The organism is Pseudonocardia sp. Cha107L01, from assembly GCF_052566575.1.
This window is the reverse complement of record NZ_CP199579.1, coordinates 1-17,540: the sequence shown is the minus strand read 5'-3', so window position 1 is coordinate 17,540 and position 17,540 is coordinate 1. Positions and strand designations below refer to the sequence as shown.

At 72.8% G+C, this 17,540-nt stretch carries 20 protein-coding genes; 13 read left to right on the top strand and 7 right to left on the bottom strand.

What is annotated here, in order from left to right; genetic code table 11:
• Nucleotides 1-3: 3 nt before the first annotated feature.
• Nucleotides 4-1,239: an MFS transporter gene (locus tag ACTXG6_RS00100; protein ID WP_445185694.1), complete on the top strand. Its 1,236-nt coding sequence runs from the start codon at nt 4-6 to the stop codon at nt 1,237-1,239.
• Here the strand turns inward: ACTXG6_RS00100 and ACTXG6_RS00095 are convergent.
• Nucleotides 1,214-2,185: a CHAD domain-containing protein gene (locus ACTXG6_RS00095; protein WP_445185693.1), complete on the bottom strand. Its 972-nt coding sequence runs from the start codon at nt 2,183-2,185 to the stop codon at nt 1,214-1,216. The genes ACTXG6_RS00100 and ACTXG6_RS00095 overlap by 26 nt on opposite strands.
• Nucleotides 2,186-2,216: 31 nt before the next feature.
• A complete protein-coding gene (gene dapD, locus ACTXG6_RS00090) occupies nt 2,217-3,149 on the bottom strand; it encodes a 2,3,4,5-tetrahydropyridine-2,6-dicarboxylate N-succinyltransferase (RefSeq protein ID WP_445185692.1) in 933 nt (310 codons plus the stop codon).
• Between the two features lie 408 nt (nt 3,150-3,557).
• Here dapD and dapE point away from each other — a divergent pair, with 408 nt between their 5' ends.
• Nucleotides 3,558-4,658 carry a succinyl-diaminopimelate desuccinylase gene (dapE, locus tag ACTXG6_RS00085; protein WP_445185691.1) on the top strand — a complete coding sequence of 367 codons (1,101 nt, stop codon included), beginning with the start codon at nt 3,558-3,560 and terminating at the stop codon, nt 4,656-4,658.
• A 19-nt stretch (nt 4,659-4,677) separates the two neighbouring features.
• Here the strand turns inward: dapE and ACTXG6_RS00080 are convergent, their stop codons facing one another.
• The 3 genes from ACTXG6_RS00080 to ACTXG6_RS00070 form a co-directional block, all read right to left on the bottom strand.
• Nucleotides 4,678-6,357 carry a biotin carboxylase gene (locus ACTXG6_RS00080; protein WP_445185690.1) on the bottom strand — a complete coding sequence of 560 codons (1,680 nt, stop codon included), beginning with the start codon at nt 6,355-6,357 and terminating at the stop codon, nt 4,678-4,680.
• A 46-nt stretch (nt 6,358-6,403) separates the two neighbouring features.
• Nucleotides 6,404-6,574 carry a hypothetical protein gene (locus tag ACTXG6_RS00075; protein ID WP_445185689.1) on the bottom strand — a complete coding sequence of 57 codons (171 nt, stop codon included), beginning with the start codon at nt 6,572-6,574 and terminating at the stop codon, nt 6,404-6,406.
• A gap of 144 nt (nt 6,575-6,718) precedes the next feature.
• Entirely contained in the window at nt 6,719-7,741 is a 1,023-nt protein-coding gene (locus ACTXG6_RS00070) for a C45 family autoproteolytic acyltransferase/hydolase (protein ID WP_445185688.1), read from the bottom strand.
• Nucleotides 7,742-7,927: 186 nt separating this feature from the next.
• On the opposite strand from ACTXG6_RS00070, the gene ACTXG6_RS00065 reads away from it, so the two are divergent.
• From ACTXG6_RS00065 to ACTXG6_RS00025, 9 genes are all read left to right on the top strand, one after another.
• A complete protein-coding gene (locus ACTXG6_RS00065; protein ID WP_445185687.1) occupies nt 7,928-8,719 on the top strand; it encodes an LOG family protein in 792 nt (263 codons plus the stop codon).
• 28 nt (nt 8,720-8,747) lie between these two features.
• The gene (locus ACTXG6_RS00060) at nt 8,748-9,290 is read left to right on the top strand and encodes an LOG family protein (protein WP_445185686.1); all 543 of its coding nucleotides are present in this window, start codon (nt 8,748-8,750) and stop codon (nt 9,288-9,290) included.
• Nucleotides 9,291-9,430: 140 nt separating this feature from the next.
• Nucleotides 9,431-10,243: a dihydropteroate synthase gene (gene folP / locus ACTXG6_RS00055; RefSeq protein ID WP_445190306.1), complete on the top strand. Its 813-nt coding sequence runs from the start codon at nt 9,431-9,433 to the stop codon at nt 10,241-10,243.
• Nucleotides 10,244-10,297: 54 nt separating this feature from the next.
• Nucleotides 10,298-11,251 carry a glucosyl-3-phosphoglycerate synthase gene (locus ACTXG6_RS00050; RefSeq protein WP_445185685.1) on the top strand — a complete coding sequence of 318 codons (954 nt, stop codon included), beginning with the start codon at nt 10,298-10,300 and terminating at the stop codon, nt 11,249-11,251.
• Between the two features lie 9 nt (nt 11,252-11,260).
• Nucleotides 11,261-11,620: a DivIVA domain-containing protein gene (locus ACTXG6_RS00045; RefSeq protein WP_445185684.1), complete on the top strand. Its 360-nt coding sequence runs from the start codon at nt 11,261-11,263 to the stop codon at nt 11,618-11,620.
• A 30-nt stretch (nt 11,621-11,650) separates the two neighbouring features.
• Nucleotides 11,651-12,133: an SRPBCC family protein gene (locus ACTXG6_RS00040; protein WP_445185683.1), complete on the top strand. Its 483-nt coding sequence runs from the start codon at nt 11,651-11,653 to the stop codon at nt 12,131-12,133.
• Nucleotides 12,130-12,705: a DNA-3-methyladenine glycosylase I gene (locus ACTXG6_RS00035; protein ID WP_445185682.1), complete on the top strand. Its 576-nt coding sequence runs from the start codon at nt 12,130-12,132 to the stop codon at nt 12,703-12,705. The genes ACTXG6_RS00040 and ACTXG6_RS00035 overlap by 4 nt, the downstream gene beginning before the upstream one ends.
• 116 nt (nt 12,706-12,821) lie before the next feature.
• Entirely contained in the window at nt 12,822-12,989 is a 168-nt protein-coding gene (locus tag ACTXG6_RS00030; protein WP_084211001.1) for a DUF3117 domain-containing protein, read from the top strand.
• Nucleotides 12,990-13,018: 29 nt separating this feature from the next.
• Entirely contained in the window at nt 13,019-14,638 is a 1,620-nt protein-coding gene (locus ACTXG6_RS00025; protein WP_445185681.1) for a leucyl aminopeptidase family protein, read from the top strand.
• Nucleotides 14,639-14,642: 4 nt separating this feature from the next.
• On the opposite strand, the gene ACTXG6_RS00020 is transcribed toward ACTXG6_RS00025, so the two are convergent.
• Complete coding sequence (locus ACTXG6_RS00020; protein ID WP_445185680.1) at nt 14,643-14,852, bottom strand: hypothetical protein; 210 nt, start codon at nt 14,850-14,852, stop codon at nt 14,643-14,645.
• Nucleotides 14,853-14,935: 83 nt separating this feature from the next.
• Here ACTXG6_RS00020 and ACTXG6_RS00015 point away from each other — a divergent pair, with 83 nt between their 5' ends.
• Together ACTXG6_RS00015 and glgC are read left to right on the top strand one after the other, a co-directional pair.
• Nucleotides 14,936-15,484 (top strand): CGNR zinc finger domain-containing protein, encoded by a 549-nt coding sequence (locus ACTXG6_RS00015; protein WP_445185679.1) that lies wholly within the window; start codon nt 14,936-14,938, stop codon nt 15,482-15,484.
• Between the two features lie 90 nt (nt 15,485-15,574).
• On the top strand, nt 15,575-16,816 hold the full coding sequence (glgC, locus tag ACTXG6_RS00010; RefSeq protein ID WP_445185678.1) for a glucose-1-phosphate adenylyltransferase: 1,242 nt from the start codon (nt 15,575-15,577) through the stop codon (nt 16,814-16,816).
• Nucleotides 16,817-16,883: 67 nt separating this feature from the next.
• Here the strand turns inward: glgC and ACTXG6_RS00005 are convergent, their stop codons facing one another.
• Nucleotides 16,884-17,471, bottom strand: a complete 588-nt coding sequence (locus tag ACTXG6_RS00005; RefSeq protein WP_445190305.1) for an O-methyltransferase — start codon at nt 17,469-17,471, stop codon at nt 16,884-16,886.
• Nucleotides 17,472-17,540 lie beyond the last annotated feature (69 nt).

The window sequence follows — 17,540 nt, the reverse complement described above, 5'->3', positions numbered from 1 at the left end:
CGGGTGGTCGATCCGTCCTCAGCGCCGAGGCGGTCGCAGGTCCGGCCGGCCTTGGTGCTGGTCGGGGTCCTGCTGCTGGCCGCGAACCTGCGCACCGCGCTCGCCGCGTACCCGCCGCTGCTGGAGATCGCCCGGACCTACCTCGGGGTGTCCGGGGCAGGCGCCGGGCTGGTGCAGGCCAGTGCGGTGACCATGATGGGCGTCGGCTCGTTCCTGGCTCCCCGGCTGGCCGGCCCACTCGGCTGGGAGCGCTCGCTCGCCGTCTCGGTCGGGGTGCTCGCGGCCGGTAGCGCGCTGCGGGTGGTCCCGGCACTGCCGACGCTGATCGCCGGCAGTGCGCTGGTCGGCTTCGGGATCGGCAGTGCCGGCGTCCTGGTCGCCGGCGTGGTCAAGCACCACCTGCCGGAGCGCGCCGCCACCGTGACCGGCGGTTACGTGGTCTCCATGATGATCGGCGCGACGGTGACCAGCGTGGTCGCGGTGCCGCTGGCCATCGGGCTGGGCGGGTGGTCGTTCTCGCTGGCGGTGTGGGCGGTGCCGGCGGTGCTCGCGGTCGGCCTGTGGTGGCCGCTGGCCCGCCGGTTCCCCCGCGCCGACGACCGGGGCAGCGCCGCGCTGCCCTGGCGCAACGGGTTCGCCTGGTTGGCCACCGGGTTCATGGCGATGACGTCGGTGCAGTTCTACGGCTGGCTGACCTGGCTGTCGCCGTACTACCAGCACCTCGGCTGGCCCAGCCAACACGCCGCGCTGCTGCAGGCGCTGTGGAGCGTGGCGCAGATCCCGGCCGCCCTGCTGTTCCCCGCGCTGGCCGAGCGGCGGCGGCGGTGGGCGTTCTGGTCCGCGCTGTCGGTGGCCAGCGGCCTGGCCGGCACGGCGGGCGCGCTGTGGCTGCCGGAGCCCCCGGTGGTCGGGCCGTGGGGGTGGGTGGTGCTGATGGCGATCGGCGTCGGCGCCGGGTTCCCGCTCGGCCTTTCGGTGATCGCCTGGAACTTCCCGGACGCGGCGAGTGCCGGGGCGGCCAGCGGCCTGGCGATGGGGTTCGGCTACCTGGCGGCCGGCGCCGCGCCGCTGCTCATGGGGGTGCTGCTCGACCTGACCGGCGGCTACCCGGTGCCGCTCGCGGTGCTGCTCGCGGCGGGGCTGGCGCAGGCGGTGGTCATCGCGCTGATCCGGGCCCGGTCCGGCGCCGCGCGGGACCCCTCGCCGGGCGTTCCTAGAGCTCCTCGGCCTGCTCCTTGACCTGCTCCCACGCCGCCCACCACAGGGTGCGTTGGTACTCGCCGCGGACGTGCTCGCGCTCGGACATCCGCCCGGCCGCGAACGCCACCAGCGGGTCGGCCTCGTCGTCGAGGTTGTCGACCAGCTCGCGGATCCGCTGCTGGGCGACACAGGCGTCCTGATGGTCGCCGAGGATCTCCTGCAGCACGGCCGTGGCCTCGAGTACCCGGCGCGCCGGCTTGCCCAGCGCCGGCTCGGCCAGTTCGCCGGTGTACCGCAGTCGCTTGCCCTTGATCCGCAGCGCGTGCAGCACCTCGTCCGGCGGGTTCTGCCCGGCCTTCTGGACCGACTTGCGCAGTGACCGGTACTCCCCGCGCACCAGCTCGACCAGCTCCGGGCGGCGCGCGGTGGCCGTCGGGGTGGGCAGCGGCAGTCGGACCGAGTCGGCCAGCCGCTCCAGCAGAGCGGTGTACCGGGGCGCGCTGAGCGCGACCAGCATCTCGTCGCGGGCCACCGCGTACTCGGCGCTCAGCGCGTCGAGAAGTCCCTCGGCGGCGGCGCGCTCCTCCGGCGGCAGGTCGGCGGCCAGCCCGCGCAACCGGGGCTGCAGCACGTCGAGGTCGCGGACCGGGCCCAGCGACCGGCCCAGCCAGCCCAGCTCGGCGCGCAGGCCGTCGGCCCAGTCGGCGTCCAGCAGTGGGCCGGCGGCCTTCAGCGCGGCCCGCATCCGGCGCACCGAGACGCGCATCTGGTGCACGTCCTCCACGTCCGCTCCGGTGCGCACGCCGCGGTCGTGCTTCAGCAGCGCGCGCAGCCGGGTGTCCAGCGCGACCCGGACGTGGTGCACCGCCGGGTCCTTCGGGGTGGCCGAGAGCGGCGGCTCGGGCAGTCGGAGCACCGCGACCGGCGGTTGGGACCGACGGCGCACCCGGGCGGAGCGTCGCTGGGCAGGGGCGCCGGTCGTCAACATCATCTCCACAGGATACGGTGGGGCAAGATCAGTTGTTTACGTGCAGGGCGGCGTTGAGCTCGACAGTCTGCCCGGTCCGCGGTTTGACCTGCACCGTGCCGGTCACCGAGTGCCGGATGAACAGTAGCCCTGATTGACCGGACAGCTCCCGGGCCTTGACCACCGATCCGTCCGGCAGCGTCACCAGGGTGCCCGGCGTGATGTAGAGGCCGGCCTCCACCACACAGTCGTCACCGAGCGAGATCCCGATCCCGGCGTTCGCGCTGATCAGGCAGCGCTCGCCGACCGAGATGACCGCCTTGCCGCCGCCGGAGAGGGTGCCCGCGATCGAGGCGCCGCCGCCGACGTCGGAGCCGTCGCCGACCACCACGCCGGCCGAGATGCGCCCCTCGACCATCGAGTTGCCCAGCGTGCCGGCGTTGAAGTTGACGAAGCCCTCGTGCATCACGGTGGTACCCGCCGCCAGGTGCGCGCCGAGGCGGACCCGGTCGGCGTCCGCGATCCGCACCCCGGTCGGCAGCACGTAGTCGACCATGCGCGGGAACTTGTCGACCGAGTACACGGTGACCTGCCCCCGGGCCCGCAACTTGGCCCGGACCAGCTCGAAGCCGGCCACCGCCGCCGGCCCGTGGTTGGTCCACACCACGTTGCTGAGCAACCCGAAGATGCCGTCCAGGTTGACCGTGTGCGGCTGGACCAGCCGGTGGCTGAGCAGGTGCAGCCTGAGGTAGACGTCGTGCGCGTCGGCCGGCGGGTCGGCCAGGCAGTTGATCCGGGTGCGTACCGCGACCACCTCGACGTCGCGCGCCTCGTCCCGGCCCAGCAGCGCGCTCAGTTCGGCGGGCAGCTCGGGTGCCGCCTCGTTACCCAGTGCGGGAGCGGGGTACCAGGTGTCCAGCACGGAACCGTCGGAGGCGAGCGTGGCGATGCCGGCGCCGTTCGCGCCATCGGTGATATGCACGCCGGAGACGTTACCCAAGTCGCCGGGGGCGCCCGTCAGGCACGATCGGTGCCCGGTACCGGGCGGCCCGGACCGCGACCCGCTGGGGCCGTGAAGTTACGAGCAGGGCCGGACGGGTCTGGGTACAGCGACCGGGATCCGACCAGATGCTGACGGCGAAAGTAACGACAGTCCTATTTTGATCATGATTTTGATCGGACTGGAGTTACTGTCGATCGGGAGGCGGGTTCGGTTGGAACCGGGATCCGCGTGGCTCGGCCAATCCCGGCCCACCGAAAGGTGCTCCGGCGTCCGAGGGGGGCCGCACGGCGACGTCGGCCAGGCGCACCGCCGCTCACCCCGGAGGCAACTCCCGCGCCGCCCGCGCCGCCCGCGCCGCCGCGACGCCCACCGGTAGCGTGAGCGGCCGTGACCGTGACCGCCGGATCGACCAGCCCGATCAAGCTGGACCTCACCGCCGACCCCGTCGAGCTGACCGCCGCCCTGGTGGACGTGCCCAGCGTGTCCGGCGACGAAACCGCGCTCGCCGACGCCGTCGAGGCAGCACTGCGGGACCAGGCCCCGCACCTGGAGCTGCTGCGCGACGGCAACGCGGTGCTCGCCCGCACCACGGGCAGCCGGCCCACCCGGGTGCTGCTCGCCGGCCACCTGGACACCGTCCCCATCGCCGACAACCTGCCCAGCCGCCTCGACGGCGGCACCCTCTACGGCTGCGGCACCTCGGACATGAAGGCCGGCGACGCGATGATCGCGCACCTGGTCGCCACGCTGCCCGACCCCGCGCACGAGCTGACCTGCGTGTTCTACGACTGCGAAGAGGTCGAGGCGGCGCGCAACGGGCTCGGCCGCATCGAGCGCGAGCACCCGGACTGGCTGCGCGCGGACCTGGCGATCCTGGCCGAGCCGACCGACGGGGCCGTGGAGGCCGGCTGCCAGGGCACGCTGCGCGCGGTGGTCACCACCGACGGGCGCCGCGCACACTCCGCCCGCTCCTGGCTCGGCCGCAACGCCATCCACGCCGCGGCTGAGGTGCTGGACCGGCTGAACCGCTACGACCCGCGCCGGGTGGACATCGACGGCTGCGTGTACCGGGAGGGCCTGCAGGCGGTGCGCATCACCGGCGGCGTGGCCGGCAACGTGGTGCCGGACGTCTGCGAGGTCACCGTCAACTTCCGCTTCGCCCCGGACCGGACCGTGGCCGCCGCCTCCGAGCACGTGCGCGAGGTCTTCGCCGGGCTGGACGTACGGGTGACCGACACCGCCGCCGGTGCCCTGCCCGGACTGGACGCGCCGGCCGCCCGGCAGTTCCTGGCCACCACCGGGGTGGCCCCGGTCGCCAAGTACGGCTGGACCGACGTGTCCCGGTTCGCCGCACTGGGTATCCCGGCGCTCAACTTCGGCCCCGGTGACCCCAACCTCGCGCACACCCGCGAGGAGCACGTGGCCACCGACCGGATCACCCGGTGCACCGAACTGCTCCGCGGTTACCTCACCGAGCGCGCGGGCTGAGCGGCCCGGCAGCCGGGGCTCACTTCACCCCGTACGCCGTCGACGGCACCCCCAGCCCGTCCAGCGGCGTCGCGCGGACCTGACTCCGCAGCCCCTCCACCCAGCGCCGGCACAGCGGGGTGAGCTCCGCGTCGCCGTCCCGGCCCTCGGTCTGCAGCCGCCCCCGGCTGACCAGGATCCCGATGTCGGCGCCCTTGTACAGGTAGTCGCCGGGGCCGGCGATGCGCAGGTAGAAGCCCTCCACCTGGTCGGAAAGGTCGTGCCAGTCGGTGGCCGGGCGGCGGAAGGTCACCGGGTCGAGGCGGGTGGACCGCCAGATCCCGCTGGACGGCGACTCGGTGATCAGTCCGACGCTGTCCTCGGTGTGCTTGATGACGACCTGGCTCCACACGTCCACGGTGTCCGGGTCGCCCCACCGCGCGTTGATCTCCGCGACGTCCACCTCGTAGTCCACGTCGAGGTACTCCAACAGGTGGAACAGGAACAGCGGCAGCTCGGCGTACGCGCCCGCGGTGACGTTGGTCATCGAGCTGATGCCGGACAGCCGGGGGTTGAGCTCGCCGAGGTACAGCTCGCCGGTGTCGATGTCCACCAGATAGTCGACCTCGAAGAAGCCGCGGTAGCCCTCGCTGCCGAGCCGGTCACCGAGGTTCTGGGTGAGCACCCTGGCCCGGGCCCGCTGGGTGGCGTCGAGCACGTCGAGGTAGACGTCGTTGCCGGCCCAGCCGCCCTTGTACGGGGTCAGCTCGGGGTGCCCCGTGATGTCGGCCATGATCGGCCCGACCAGCGTGCCGTGCCGGGTGAGCACCGCCTCGACGGCGAGCGGGCGGCAGTTGATCCGTTTCATCACCTTGAGCTCGACGTCGGTCAGCACGTTGCCGGCGGCGGCCGCGTCCCAGGTCTCCCGGGAGTTGATGAAGAAGGTGGTCTTGCCCGAGTCGCCCCAGGGCAGCTGGACGACGAGGTCGGAGCCGAGTCCCGAGGACCCGGCCAGCTCGACGAGCCCGTCATAGTTCTTGACGGTGCCCAGCACGTTGGGCACGCTCGGCACCCCGGCCTCGTTGCCCAGCCGGGTGGTGACCAGCTTGGAGTCCAGCCGGTGCCGCAGCGACGCCGACGGCAGCGCCAGGTCGATGCCGAGGTTCGCGGCCAGCTGCTCGGTCTGGTCGTCCACCATCACCAGCACGGCCTTGCCCGGGCCGTTCTCCGCGACGAGCTCGACGAACTCCGGGTGGCTGATGAGGTAGTTGTTCATCTCCTCCATGGAGCCGAAGTCGTCCACGCCGCGGTGGCGCGGCACGAACACCCGTGGGTGCGCGCCGTCGAACGAGTCGTAGTAGTTGACGTAGTGGAAGTTCGAGATCCACCGGTCCACGCCGAGCAGGTTGAACGGCGTCGGTGAGATGAAGTAGATCGGCGTGGTGTTGCGCCGGAAGAACGCGCGGATCGCCGAGACGCCGTTCAGCCGGGGCCGGGTCGGGCGCACGGCGACCTGCTCGGCCTGCTCGATCGGGTCCGTCCGAGTGGCGATCGGTTCCGCCGGTTCCGAGGCGACCGGTGTGCTCGGCGCCGGGGGAGCGTCCGGTGCCGAGGCCGTGATCGGCTCGGGTGGCGTCCTCGGCAGCGGCGCCGGCTCGGCGACGGGGGTCGTGGCGGCGATCTCGGACTGGCTGGTCCCGGTGGGGCTGGCCTCGGCCATAGTGGACGTCCTTCGGCGGCAGGGTGGTGGCGTCGGGCGTAAGGGGCTAACTGTCGGCGAGCGCGGTCGCGAGTGCGGCCGCGACCCGCGGCACGGTCCGGTCGGTGAGGCGAGGCAGCTCGAGCGGTTCGGTGGCGGCAGCGGTGAGCAGACCCCCGGCCGGGGCCAGCGGGCCGAGGGCGGAGGCACTCGGGCAGGCGCTGGGCGACGCGGGCATGGATCTATTGTGGCCGGTCGAGGTGCCGCACGGACTAGACAATCTGACCAGAAGCGGCGTCGAATGCGACGATTCAGCGGCTTCCACGGCCGCGACCACGCCAATCTGGCACTTCGGCCGGCTCCCGCGGGATTACGCCCCGGCTCAGCGCGACATCTGGCGGTCCGGCTCGCGGAGCACGACGGTGGTGGTGGCGTCCGGGTCGTCGAACCCCCGGCGCCAGAGCCGGCCGGGCCAGACGAGGTCGACGGTACCGGCCAGTGGGCGGTACGCCGCCGTGTAGAGCGTGCCGAACGCACGGGAGAAGCGGGTGCTGTGGAGCGGGTCGCGCAGGAACGCGGCGACCAGCTCGTCGTGGTCCGGCGGCCGCTCGGCCAGGCGCAGCAGCGCGGTATACCGTTCCACGCTGCGCGTCGACTGGGCGTGCTCGGCGTCCTGGGGCACCGCGCCGCGGTGGTTGGTCGAGACCTGCGCCGAGGAGTACTCCGGTGCGACGCCCGGCGAGACGTAGACCGTCGCCACCACACCGGCCGCGTCCACGATCGTCAGGTTGTAGCTCATCGAGATAGGCAGCCGTGCCAGCAGCTCGCAGGCGTGCCCGGTGCTGGTGGCCACCTCGAGCAGGTAGCGCAGCACCAGCGGGATGCCGAACCCCTCGCCGGCGCCGCGCCGCCCGCCGAAGGTCAGCGAGACGGCCAGGCCGGCATCGTTCATCCCGTCCACCAGGCCCCACAGGCAGTCGGCCATCCCGAGCACCCGGCGCCCGGTCAGCCGGCTGGAGTGCAGCACGCCCTCGAGCAGGGCCGGCGCGTAGTCGTAGTTGCGGCACAGCACCGGGCCGGCCGGCGAGGTCGGCAACGCCAGCTGTGAGCAGCCGGGCAGGAACCGGGGCGGGTCCCAGAGGGTGAGGAACGCGGCGGCCGTGTCGTCGTCGCCGGCGAGTGAGACCAGCCGGTGGTAGGTCGGCGCCAGCTCCGGCATGAAACGTTCGAGCATCCGCTCCGCCACCGCACGGGTGGGCCGGAGCGTCCCGTCCGGCTGCAGGTACCAGCGCCGGTAGCCGGGCCAGAGGGCGGCGAACCGCTCCTGCCACCGGGTACCGGGCACGGCCTCGGTGACCCCGCGTACCGACTGCCGGTACTCGATCACTCCCGCCGGCTGTGGCACCTGGTCCCCGCTTCTCGCCGTGCACTCCCGCCCGCGTACCCGGACGTGACATCGAGGGTAGCCAGCGCGATCCGCACCGGCGAGCGGCGGCCTCGGCGCCCACCATGGCCGATGTCACACCGGCCGCCCGCGCGGCGGGCGATACCGCCGCCCTGGTGCCACCGCGGTGCGCAGTACTGTCGAGTTGTGTCCGTCCCTCCCGCACCGGCCGCACCAGGCTCTCCCGACGAGGAGCGCCCCTCTGAGAGGCTGCGCGGCCCCGTGGTGCTGCGCCGTGAGCGCCAGCAAGAACTGACCACCACTGACCAGCGGCTACTCGACTCGCGTGGCCTCTCCGACTGGGTGCACACCGACCCGTGGCGGGTGTTGCGCATCCAGGCCGAGTTCGTCGAGGGCTTCGGCATGCTCGCCGAACTGCCCCGCGCGGTCACCGTGTTCGGCTCGGCCCGCACCGGCCGGGACCATCCCGAGTACCAGCTCGGCCGCGAGCTCGGCGGCGCGCTGGCCAAGGCCGGCTTCGCCGTGGTCACCGGCGGCGGCCCCGGCACCATGGAAGCGGTCAACCGGGGCTGCTCGGACGCCGGCGGGCTGTCCGTCGGGCTGGGTATCGAGCTGCCGTTCGAGCAGGGCCTGAACCCGTGGGTCGACCTCGGCATCAACTTCCGCTACTTCTTCGCCCGCAAGACCATGTTCGTGAAGTACTCCCAGGCGTTCGTCTGCCTGCCCGGCGGCTTCGGCACCCTGGACGAGCTGTTCGAGGCACTCACCCTGGTGCAGACCAAGAAGGTCACCAAGTTCCCGGTGGTGCTGCTCGGCACCGAGTACTGGGGCGGGCTGTACGAATGGCTCAAGGGCGCCGTGCTGGAGAGCGGCAAGATCGGCGAGAAGGATCTTGCGCTGGTACACCTGACCGACGACATCGACGACGCGGTGAAGGTGGTCAACGAGGCCTACCGGGCGTGGGAAGAGGCGCATTGAGCCGGCCCGCGCGGCGGGGCGCGCGGCTGTGAGCCCGTTCGCGGTCTGCGTGTACTGCGCCTCGTCGGATGCGGTGGCCCCGAGCAACCTGGCGCTGGCCGAGCAGGTCGGCCGGGAGATCGGGCGGCGCGGCTGGACGCTGGTCTCCGGCGGTGGCCGGCGCTCGATGATGGGTGCGGTGGCCAAGGGCGCCAGGGCCGGCGGCGGGCGCACCGTCGGGGTGATCCCGCGTTCCATGGTGCAGCGGGAGTGGGCCGACCACGACTCCGACGAACTGCTGGTCACCGACACGATGCGCGACCGCAAGTCGATGATGGACGCCCACGCGGACGCATTCCTGGCGCTGCCCGGCGGCATCGGCACCCTGGAGGAGCTGTTCGAGGTGTGGAGCTCCGGGGTGCTGGCACTGCACCTCAAGCCGATCGTGCTGCTCGACCCGGAGGGGCACTACACCGGGCTGCTGACCTGGCTGCGCGGGCTCGTCGACGGCGGGTTCGCCCGGCCGGAGGCACTGGACCGGGTGGCGGTCACCGCCGACGTGACCGCCGCGCTGGACGCCTGCAAGCTGTGAGCCGGGGCTCCGGTGCGGCCGATGTCACCGCCGGTTCGGCCACACGGGCGGCGCGTGCCACGATCGGGGGTGTGACGCCGTCGACCTCACCGCCGCTGCGCTTCGGCACCCGAGCCCCGGCCGCCGACCGTGCCCTGGTGATGGCGATCGTCAACCGCACGCCCGACTCGTTCTACGACCGGGGCGCCACCTTCGCCGAGGACGCCGCGCTGGCCGCCGTCGACAACGCGGTCGCCGAGGGCGCCGACATCGTGGACATCGGCGGCGTGAAGGCCGGCCCCGGCAGCACCGTGGACGCCGAGGAGGAGGCGCGGCGGGTGGTGCCGTTCGTGGCCATCGTGCGCGCCCGCTACCCGGACCTGCTGATCAGCGTGGACACCTGGCGCGCCGAGGTGGGCCGGCTGGCCTGCGAGGAGGGCGCCGACATCCTCAACGACACCTGGGCCGGCGCCGACCCGAAGTTGGCCGAGGTGGCCGCCGAGTTCGGCGTCGGCGTGGTCTGCTCGCACACCGGTGGAGCGGTGCCGCGCACCCGGCCGCACCGGGTCAGCTACCCGAACCTGGTCGAGGACGTGATCGCCGAGCTGACCGGCCAGGCCGAGCGGATGGTGGCGCTCGGGGTGCCCAAGGACGGCATCCTGATCGACCCCACCCACGACTTCGGTAAGAACACCTGGCACGGGCTGGAGCTGCTGCGCCGCTGCGGCGACCTGGTGGCGACCGGCTGGCCGGTGCTGATGGCGCTGTCGCACAAGGACTTCGTCGGGGAGACCCTCGGCGTCGGCCTCGAGGAGCGCGGCGAGGGCACCCTGGCGGCGACCGCGCTGGCCGCCGCCGCCGGTGCCCGGGTGTTCCGGGCCCACGATGTCGCCGCCACCCGCCGTACGGTGGACATGGTGGCCAGCATCCTCGGCACCCGGCCACCGGCCGGATGTGTGCGCGGACTCGCCTGACCCGGCCTGTTGCGTATACCTACGCAGAGCAAAGCGACGTGAGGACTACCCCGCATGGAGCCCGACCTGGAGCAGTGGTTCGACCGCCGCACCTGGCAGCGGCCGGCCTGGACCGTCGATTCGCTGCGGGCCGTCCAGCGTGGCCGGCGGGTGTCGGTGGTGCTGCCCGCGCTGAACGAGCAGGCGACCGTCGGCCCGATCGTGGCCGCCATCCTGCCGCTCACCGAAGGCGCCGACCCGCTGGTGCACGAGCTGGTCGTGCTGGACTCCGGCTCCACCGACGACACCAGGGCGGTCGCGGCCGCGGCGGGTGCCCGGGTGGTCGGCCGCGAGCAGGTGCTCCCCGACGTCGAGCCGTTGCCGGGCAAGGGCGAGGTGCTGTGGCGCTCGCTGGCCGCCACCTCCGGTGACCTGGTCGTCTTCCTGGACTCCGACCTGGTCGACTTCGACCCGGGCTTCGTCCCGGCGCTGCTCGGCCCGCTGCTCACCGAGCCCGGGGTGGCCCTGGTCAAGGGTTTCTACCGGCGCCCGCTGCGGCTGGAGACCGCCGAGCTGGACACCGGCGGCGGCCGTGTCACCGAGCTGCTGGTACGCCCGCTGCTGGCCGCGCTGTGCCCGCAGCTGTCCGGCATCGTGCAACCGCTCGGCGGGGAGTACGCGGCCACCCGGGAGCTGCTGGAGTCGGTGCCCTTCGCGGCCGGCTACGGGGTGGAGATCGGCCTGCTGCTGGACACGTTCGCCCGCCGGGGCCTTGACGCGCTGGCCCAGGTCAACCTCGGTGTCCGCAAGCACCGCAACCGGTCGCTGCTGCAGCTCGGGGTGATGGCCCGGCAGATCCTCGCCGCCGCGCTGCACCGCTGCGGACTGCCCGACAGCGGCGGCGCGATCACCCAGTTCCGCCAGCTCGAGGGGGAATGGCTGCCGACCAGCCAGCACGTCGAGGTGACCGAGCGGCCGCCGATGAGCCAGGTGCTGTCCCGGACGAAAGGCGTCGGTCCGGAACGTTAGTGTCGAGGCATGGGTACGGCGCTGATCTACCTCGTGGTGCTGCTGGGGGTCGCGGCCGCGTTCTTCCTCGGTGCCACGGCCATCTTCGGTCGCGGTGAGGAGCTGGCGCCGATCCCGCCCAACGCCACCCCGACCTGGCTCCCGGACACGGTCGACAGGGTGGGCGCCGAGGACGTGCGGGCGCTGCGGTTCCAGCAGGCGCTGCGCGGCTACAAGATGGCCGAGGTCGACTGGGTGCTCGAGCGGTTGGCCTACGAGCTGGACCGGGTGCAGCTGGAGCTGGACCGGGTTGCTGGCGAGCGGGACGGGCTGCGCGGGCGGCTCGCCGAACTGGAGTCGGCCGAACCGTCGCCGGGCGGTACCGGATGAACGGCGGTACCCGATGAACGGCGGTACCCGATGAACGGCGGTACCCGGCGCGATCTCGAGCTCGCCGTGGACGTGGGTGCGCCGCCGGAGCAGACCTGGCTGGCGGTGACCGACTGGGCCCGCCAGGGCGAGTGGATGCTGGGCACCGCGGTACGGGTCACCGGCGGCGACGGCCGCTCGGTCGGGTCCACGCTGGCCGCGCGGACCGGCTACGGCCCGGTCGGCTTCGTCGACTCCATGGAGATCACCGAGTGGGACTCGGGCCGGCGCCGCTGCGTGGTGCGCCACACCGGGCACCTCGTGCGCGGCGAGGGTGAGTTCGCGGTCACGCCGAAGGCCGGCGGCGGTTCGGTGGTGCACTGGTCGGAGCGGCTGGAGCTGCCGTTCGGTGCGCTCGGCCAGGCCGGCTGGGCGGTGCTGAAGCCGGTCTTCGCGGCCGGGGTGCGCTGGTCGCTGCGCCGGTTGGCCCGGTTCTGCGAGGGCTACCCGGGTTCGCCGGAGCGGCGCGGATGAGTGCGCCGGTGGGGGCGGTGGCGGGCCCGGACGGCCGGCTGCGCTGCCCGTGGGGCCTGTCCGCCCCGGACTACGTGGCCTACCACGACGAGGAGTGGGGCCGCCCGCTGCGCGGCGTGGCGCCGATGTTCGAGCGGCTGTGCCTCGAGGGCTTCCAGTCCGGGCTGTCCTGGCTGGTCATCCTGCGCAAGCGGGAGTCGTTCCGGCGGGCGTTCGCCGGGTTCGACCCGGCGGCGGTGGCGGCGTTCGGCGAGGCGGACACCACCCGGCTGCTGGCCGACGCGGGCATCGTGCGGAACCGGGCGAAGATCGAGGCGACCTGTCGGAACGCCCGCGCGGTGCTCGATCTGGACGTCCCGCTCGACGATCTGCTGTGGTCGTTCGCGCCCGGTCCGGGCCGGCCGAGGCCGCGCACCCTGGCCGAGGTGCCGGCGGTCACCGAGGAGTCCAAGGCGATGGCCAAGGAGCTCAAACGGCGCGGCTTCGGGTTCGTCGGACCGACCACCTGTTACGCGTTGATGCAGGCCGCTGGACTGGTGAATGATCACCTCGAGGGCTGTCTGGCGGGCTGACCACCGCGATGTCCCGGCCGCCGCCAGAACGTCGGTGATCGCCTCGGTTGCAGTGCTCATTCAGCGATGAGGGAGAATACCTGCGCCGAGAGGCGTGTGTATGGAGGGAGCTCGACATGGCGGCCATGAAGCCCCGGACCGGAGACGGTCCCCTCGAAGTGACCAAGGAGGGGCGGGGAATCGTGATGCGCGTTCCGTTGGAGGGCGGTGGCCGACTCGTGGTGGAGATGTCGGCCGAAGAAGCAAGTGATCTGGGTGACGCGCTGAAGGCGGCTTCAGGCTGAGCGCGTCAGCCGTCAGCGCCGTACCGGTGGTGGGCACCGTCCCCGTGGTGCCCACCCCGCTGCTCGTCGTCCTCGCCTCGGCGCGACCGGACGACCGGGCCGAGCACGTCGTGCTGCTGGACACCGACGGCAACCAACATCTCCCGCGGCCCGCGACCGCCGAGGCCGACCGCGCGGACGTCGACCTGTCCGAGGTCGAGCCGACGGTGCTCGAGCGGCTCGGCGCGACCGGCAAGGCCGGTGAGGTGTACCCGCTGGTGGACGGGCGCTGGCTGCTCGGTGTCGGCGACGGATCGGACCTGGCCGGCCTGCGCAAGGCCGGCGCCACGCTGGCCGGGGCGCTGCGGTCGCGGGCCGAGCGCTCCCGCTCTGCCCGGTCCGGCTCGGCCCAGTCCCGGTCGGGGTCGGGGTCGGACGAGTCCCCTCCCGAGCAGCCCGAGACATCGCCGGGGCCCGAGTACGAACAACAGCCCGAGACACGGCCGGTGGCGCTCGGCGTGGCCGAGCTGTCCGGGTCGGGCCGCGAGGCGCTGGTCGTCGGGCTGATCCTCGGCTCGCACCAGTACCGGGTCAGCCACCGACAGCCGCCGCTCCCCGGGCAGGCCGAGCTGGTGGTGCCCGAGGCCGCACTGCCGGAGCTGCGCCGCCAACTCGAGGTGGCGGGCACGCTCGCCAGGGCCACCGCACTGGCCAGAGACCTGGCGAGCACCCCGTCCGACGTCAAGACACCGACCTGGCTGGTGGAGACCGCCGCCGAGCTGGCCGCCGAGGTGCCCGGGCTGACCGCCGAGGTGTGGCCGGTCGAGCGGCTGCGGGCCGAGGGCTTCGGCGGGCTGCTCGCGGTGGGTGGCGGCTCGTCCCGCCCGCCCGCGCTGCTGCGGTTGGGCTGGGCGCCGGCCGGTGCGCCGTTGGCCGACAACCGGCACCTGGTGCTGATCGGCAAGGGCATCACGTTCGACACCGGCGGCATCTCGATCAAGCCGGCGGAAGGCATGCACCTGATGCGCACCGACATGGCTGCCGGCGGAGCGGTGATCGCCGCGATGTTGGCGATCGCCAGGCTCGGTGTGCCGCTGCGGGTGACCGGGCTGGTACCGGCGGCGGAGAACCACGTGTCCGGGTCGGCGTACCGGCCCGGTGACATCGTTCGGCACTACGACGGCACCACCACCGAGGTCGTCAACACCGACGCCGAGGGGCGCATGGTGCTGGCCGACGCGCTGGGCTACGCGGTGCGGGAGCTGGCGCCTGACCTGATCGTGGACGCGGCGACGCTGACCGGGGCGATGAAGGTCGCGCTGGGCATGCGCACCGCCGGGTTGTTCGCGAGTGACGACGAGCTGGCCGATGCGGTGCTGGCGGCCGGTGACCGCGCCGGTGAGCGGCTGTGGCGGATGCCGCTGCTGGACCACGTGGCCGACGAGGTGGACTCGACCATCGCCGACCTCCGGCAGGCCCCGCCGGGGCCGCCGGGGATCAGCGCGGCGCTGTTCCTGCGGCGGTTCACCGGTGGAGTGCCCTGGGTGCACCTCGACATCGCCGGTCCGGCCCGCTGTGACAAGCCGTACGACGAGGTGGCCGCCGGCGCCACCGGTTTCGTGGCGCGCACCCTGGTCGAGCTCGCCCTCGGCCTGGCAACACCCTCCTAACCGGTCACCCGGCCAGTCGCTGACCGCCCGACGCGGCCAGTACCTGGGCCGGTGCCGGGGTGCTGGCTGCGCCGGCGGCGCGTCTCGGTGGCCGCAGCCGGATCGTGATCCGCCCGCAGACGCAGCGCCGGTAACAGACCAACCCCTCCGAGGTGCGGTGGGCGGACACCACCGAGGTCTCCGCCAATGGCCAGCCGCACGCTGTGCACTGCATCGTCGCTCCCCACGGGACATCTCGCGTAATATCTCAGATCAAGGACACCTCTTACAGCGAAGCACGGATGAGGTAAGTGGTCAATGGATTTCGTCGGTTACCGGAGTGATTCGCTCGGCATGGCCGTCGAGCTGGTGAACGGGTTGCGCGGCGCGTCGGAGCCGGCCGAGCGCCCTGGGCTGCCCGAGCTGCTCGCCGAACACCGGTACCTGCTCGACGTGCCGTGGACGGCGGCCAGCGATGCCGAGCTGTGGACCTGGGCCGGCCGGTTGGCGGACGTGTTCGCGGCCGCCGAGGTGTCCACCGCCGCCGCGCTGATCAACGAGCTGCTCGCCGGGGCGGAGATCACCCCGCACCTCACCGCGCACAGCGGGCAGCCGTGGCACCTGCACTTCAGCCGCCCGGAGGCGACGGTGCTCGCCAGGATCCGGGCGATCACGGCGTTCGCGCTGGCCACCCTCGTCTCGGAGTACGGGCTGGATCGGCACGGCGTGTGTGCCGCCTCAGGTTGCTCACGGGTCTACGCGGATACCTCGCGCAACGCCGGCCGGCGCTACTGTTCCTCCGCGTGCGCGAACAGGTCGGCGGTCGCGGCGCACCGGGCGCGCCGTCGGGTGGCCGACACGACATAGCCGGTTCGTAAGTGGATCCAGGATCGGCGGCGGGATAGTGTCGGGCGTAAATCCGTTCAGCTCGTCGCGCAGCGGCAGACGGGGTCGTGGATGAACACATCCGTGCGCTTTCCGGTGGGAATGCCGGGCAGCGTCCTCGGGATCGTGCTGGCCGGCGGTGAGGGCAAACGACTGTGGCCGCTCACCGCTGACCGGGCGAAGCCGGCTGTCCCGTTCGGTGGCAACTACCGCCTGATCGACTTCGTGCTGTCCAACCTGGTGAACGCCGGGATGCACCGGATCTGCGTGCTGACCCAGTACAAGTCGCACTCGCTGGACAAGCACATCTCCACCACCTGGCGCCTGTCCAGCGTGCTCGGGCAGTACATCACCACGGTGCCGGCCCAGCAGCGCCTCGGCCGGCGTTGGTACACCGGCAGCGCCGACGCGATCTTCCAGAGCCTGAACCTGGTCTACGACGAGCGGCCGGACTACATCGCGGTGTTCGGGGCCGACCACGTGTACCGGATGGACCCGGCGCAGATGATCGCCCAGCACATCGTCAGCGGGGCGGGCGTGACGGTCGCCGGTATCCGGGTGCCGCGCGCGGAGGCCAAGGCGTTCGGCTGCATCTCGGCGAACGCGGACGGGCAGATCACCGACTTCCTGGAGAAGCCGTCCGACCCGCCGGGCACCCCGGACGACCCCGAGGTCACCTTCGCCTCGATGGGCAACTACCTGTTCTCCACCGACGTGCTGCTGGATGCGCTGCGGGCGGACTCCGAGGACAGCGACTCCGACCACGACATGGGCGGCGACATCATCCCCCGCCTGGTGCGCGAGGGGGAGGCGTCGGTCTACGACTTCGCGGACAACGTGGTGCCCGGCGCCACCGACCGCGACGCCGGCTACTGGCGTGACGTGGGCACCCTGGACGCCTACTACGACGCGCACCTGGACCTGGTCTCGGTGCACCCGATCTTCAACCTGTACAACCACCGCTGGCCGATCCGGACGGCGACGCCACCGCTGCCGCCGGCCAAGTTCGTCGAGACGGGGCGGGCGGAGAACTCCATCGTCGGCCCGGGGACGATCATCTCCGGTGGCATCGTGTCGCGCTCTGTGGTCAGTGCCGGGGTGCTGGTGGAGTCCGGCGCCGAGGTGTCCGACTCGGTGCTGCTGCCCGGGGTGAAGATCGGCAAGGGCGCTGTGGTCCGGGGCGCCATCCTGGACAAGAACGTGATGGTGCCCGACGGTGCGCAGCTCGGCGTCGACCTGGCGCTGGACCGGGCCCGCTACACGGTCAGCGCCGGCGGCGTCGTGGTGCTCGGCAAGGGTGTCACGGCCGGCTGAGCGTCACGGCCGGCTGAGCGTCACGAGGGGCTGAGCGTCACGATGGGCGGCCCGACCGGTCCGGCCGCTAGCGCGGTGTCGGTGGGCCCAGCGTCTTGGCGGCGACCAGCAGACCGGGGCCCATCGGCATCGGCAGCACCACCAGCTCGTCGCTCTCCTCGCAGACGCGCTGCACCTCGCGCACCGCGAGGTTGTCCGGGTGCCCGCTGAGATGGAGCGGGGTGTCGTCCGGCAGAGCGCCGCTGAGCGCGACCACCCCGCCCGGGCGCAGCAGCCGGACCGCCTCTTCCAGGTACCTCGGGTACTCCACGAACACCGCGTCGATGAAGACCAGGTCGTACGCGCCGTCGGTGAGCCGGGGCAGCACGTCCAGCGCCCGCCCGTTGATCAGCCTCAGCCGCGAGCTGGGCTGACCCGCCCCGAGCCAGCACAGCCGGGCCGCCCGCTGGTGCTCCGGCTCGATGTCGATGGAGGTGAGCACGCCGTCCGGGGCCATGCCGCGCATCAGCCAGAGCCCGCTCACACCCGCGCCGGTACCGACCTCCACCACCGACCTGGCCCGACCCGAGGTGGCCAGGAAACGCAGCGCGGCGCCCTCGGCGGGCTCGACCGGGGTGCAGCCGAAGTCCTCGCCACGCAGGCGCGCGTCGAGCATCACCTCGTCCTCTTCGAGGCTGCTCAGCAGGTAGTCCCGCTGCGCGGCCGGACCGCCGTCTCGGTGCAC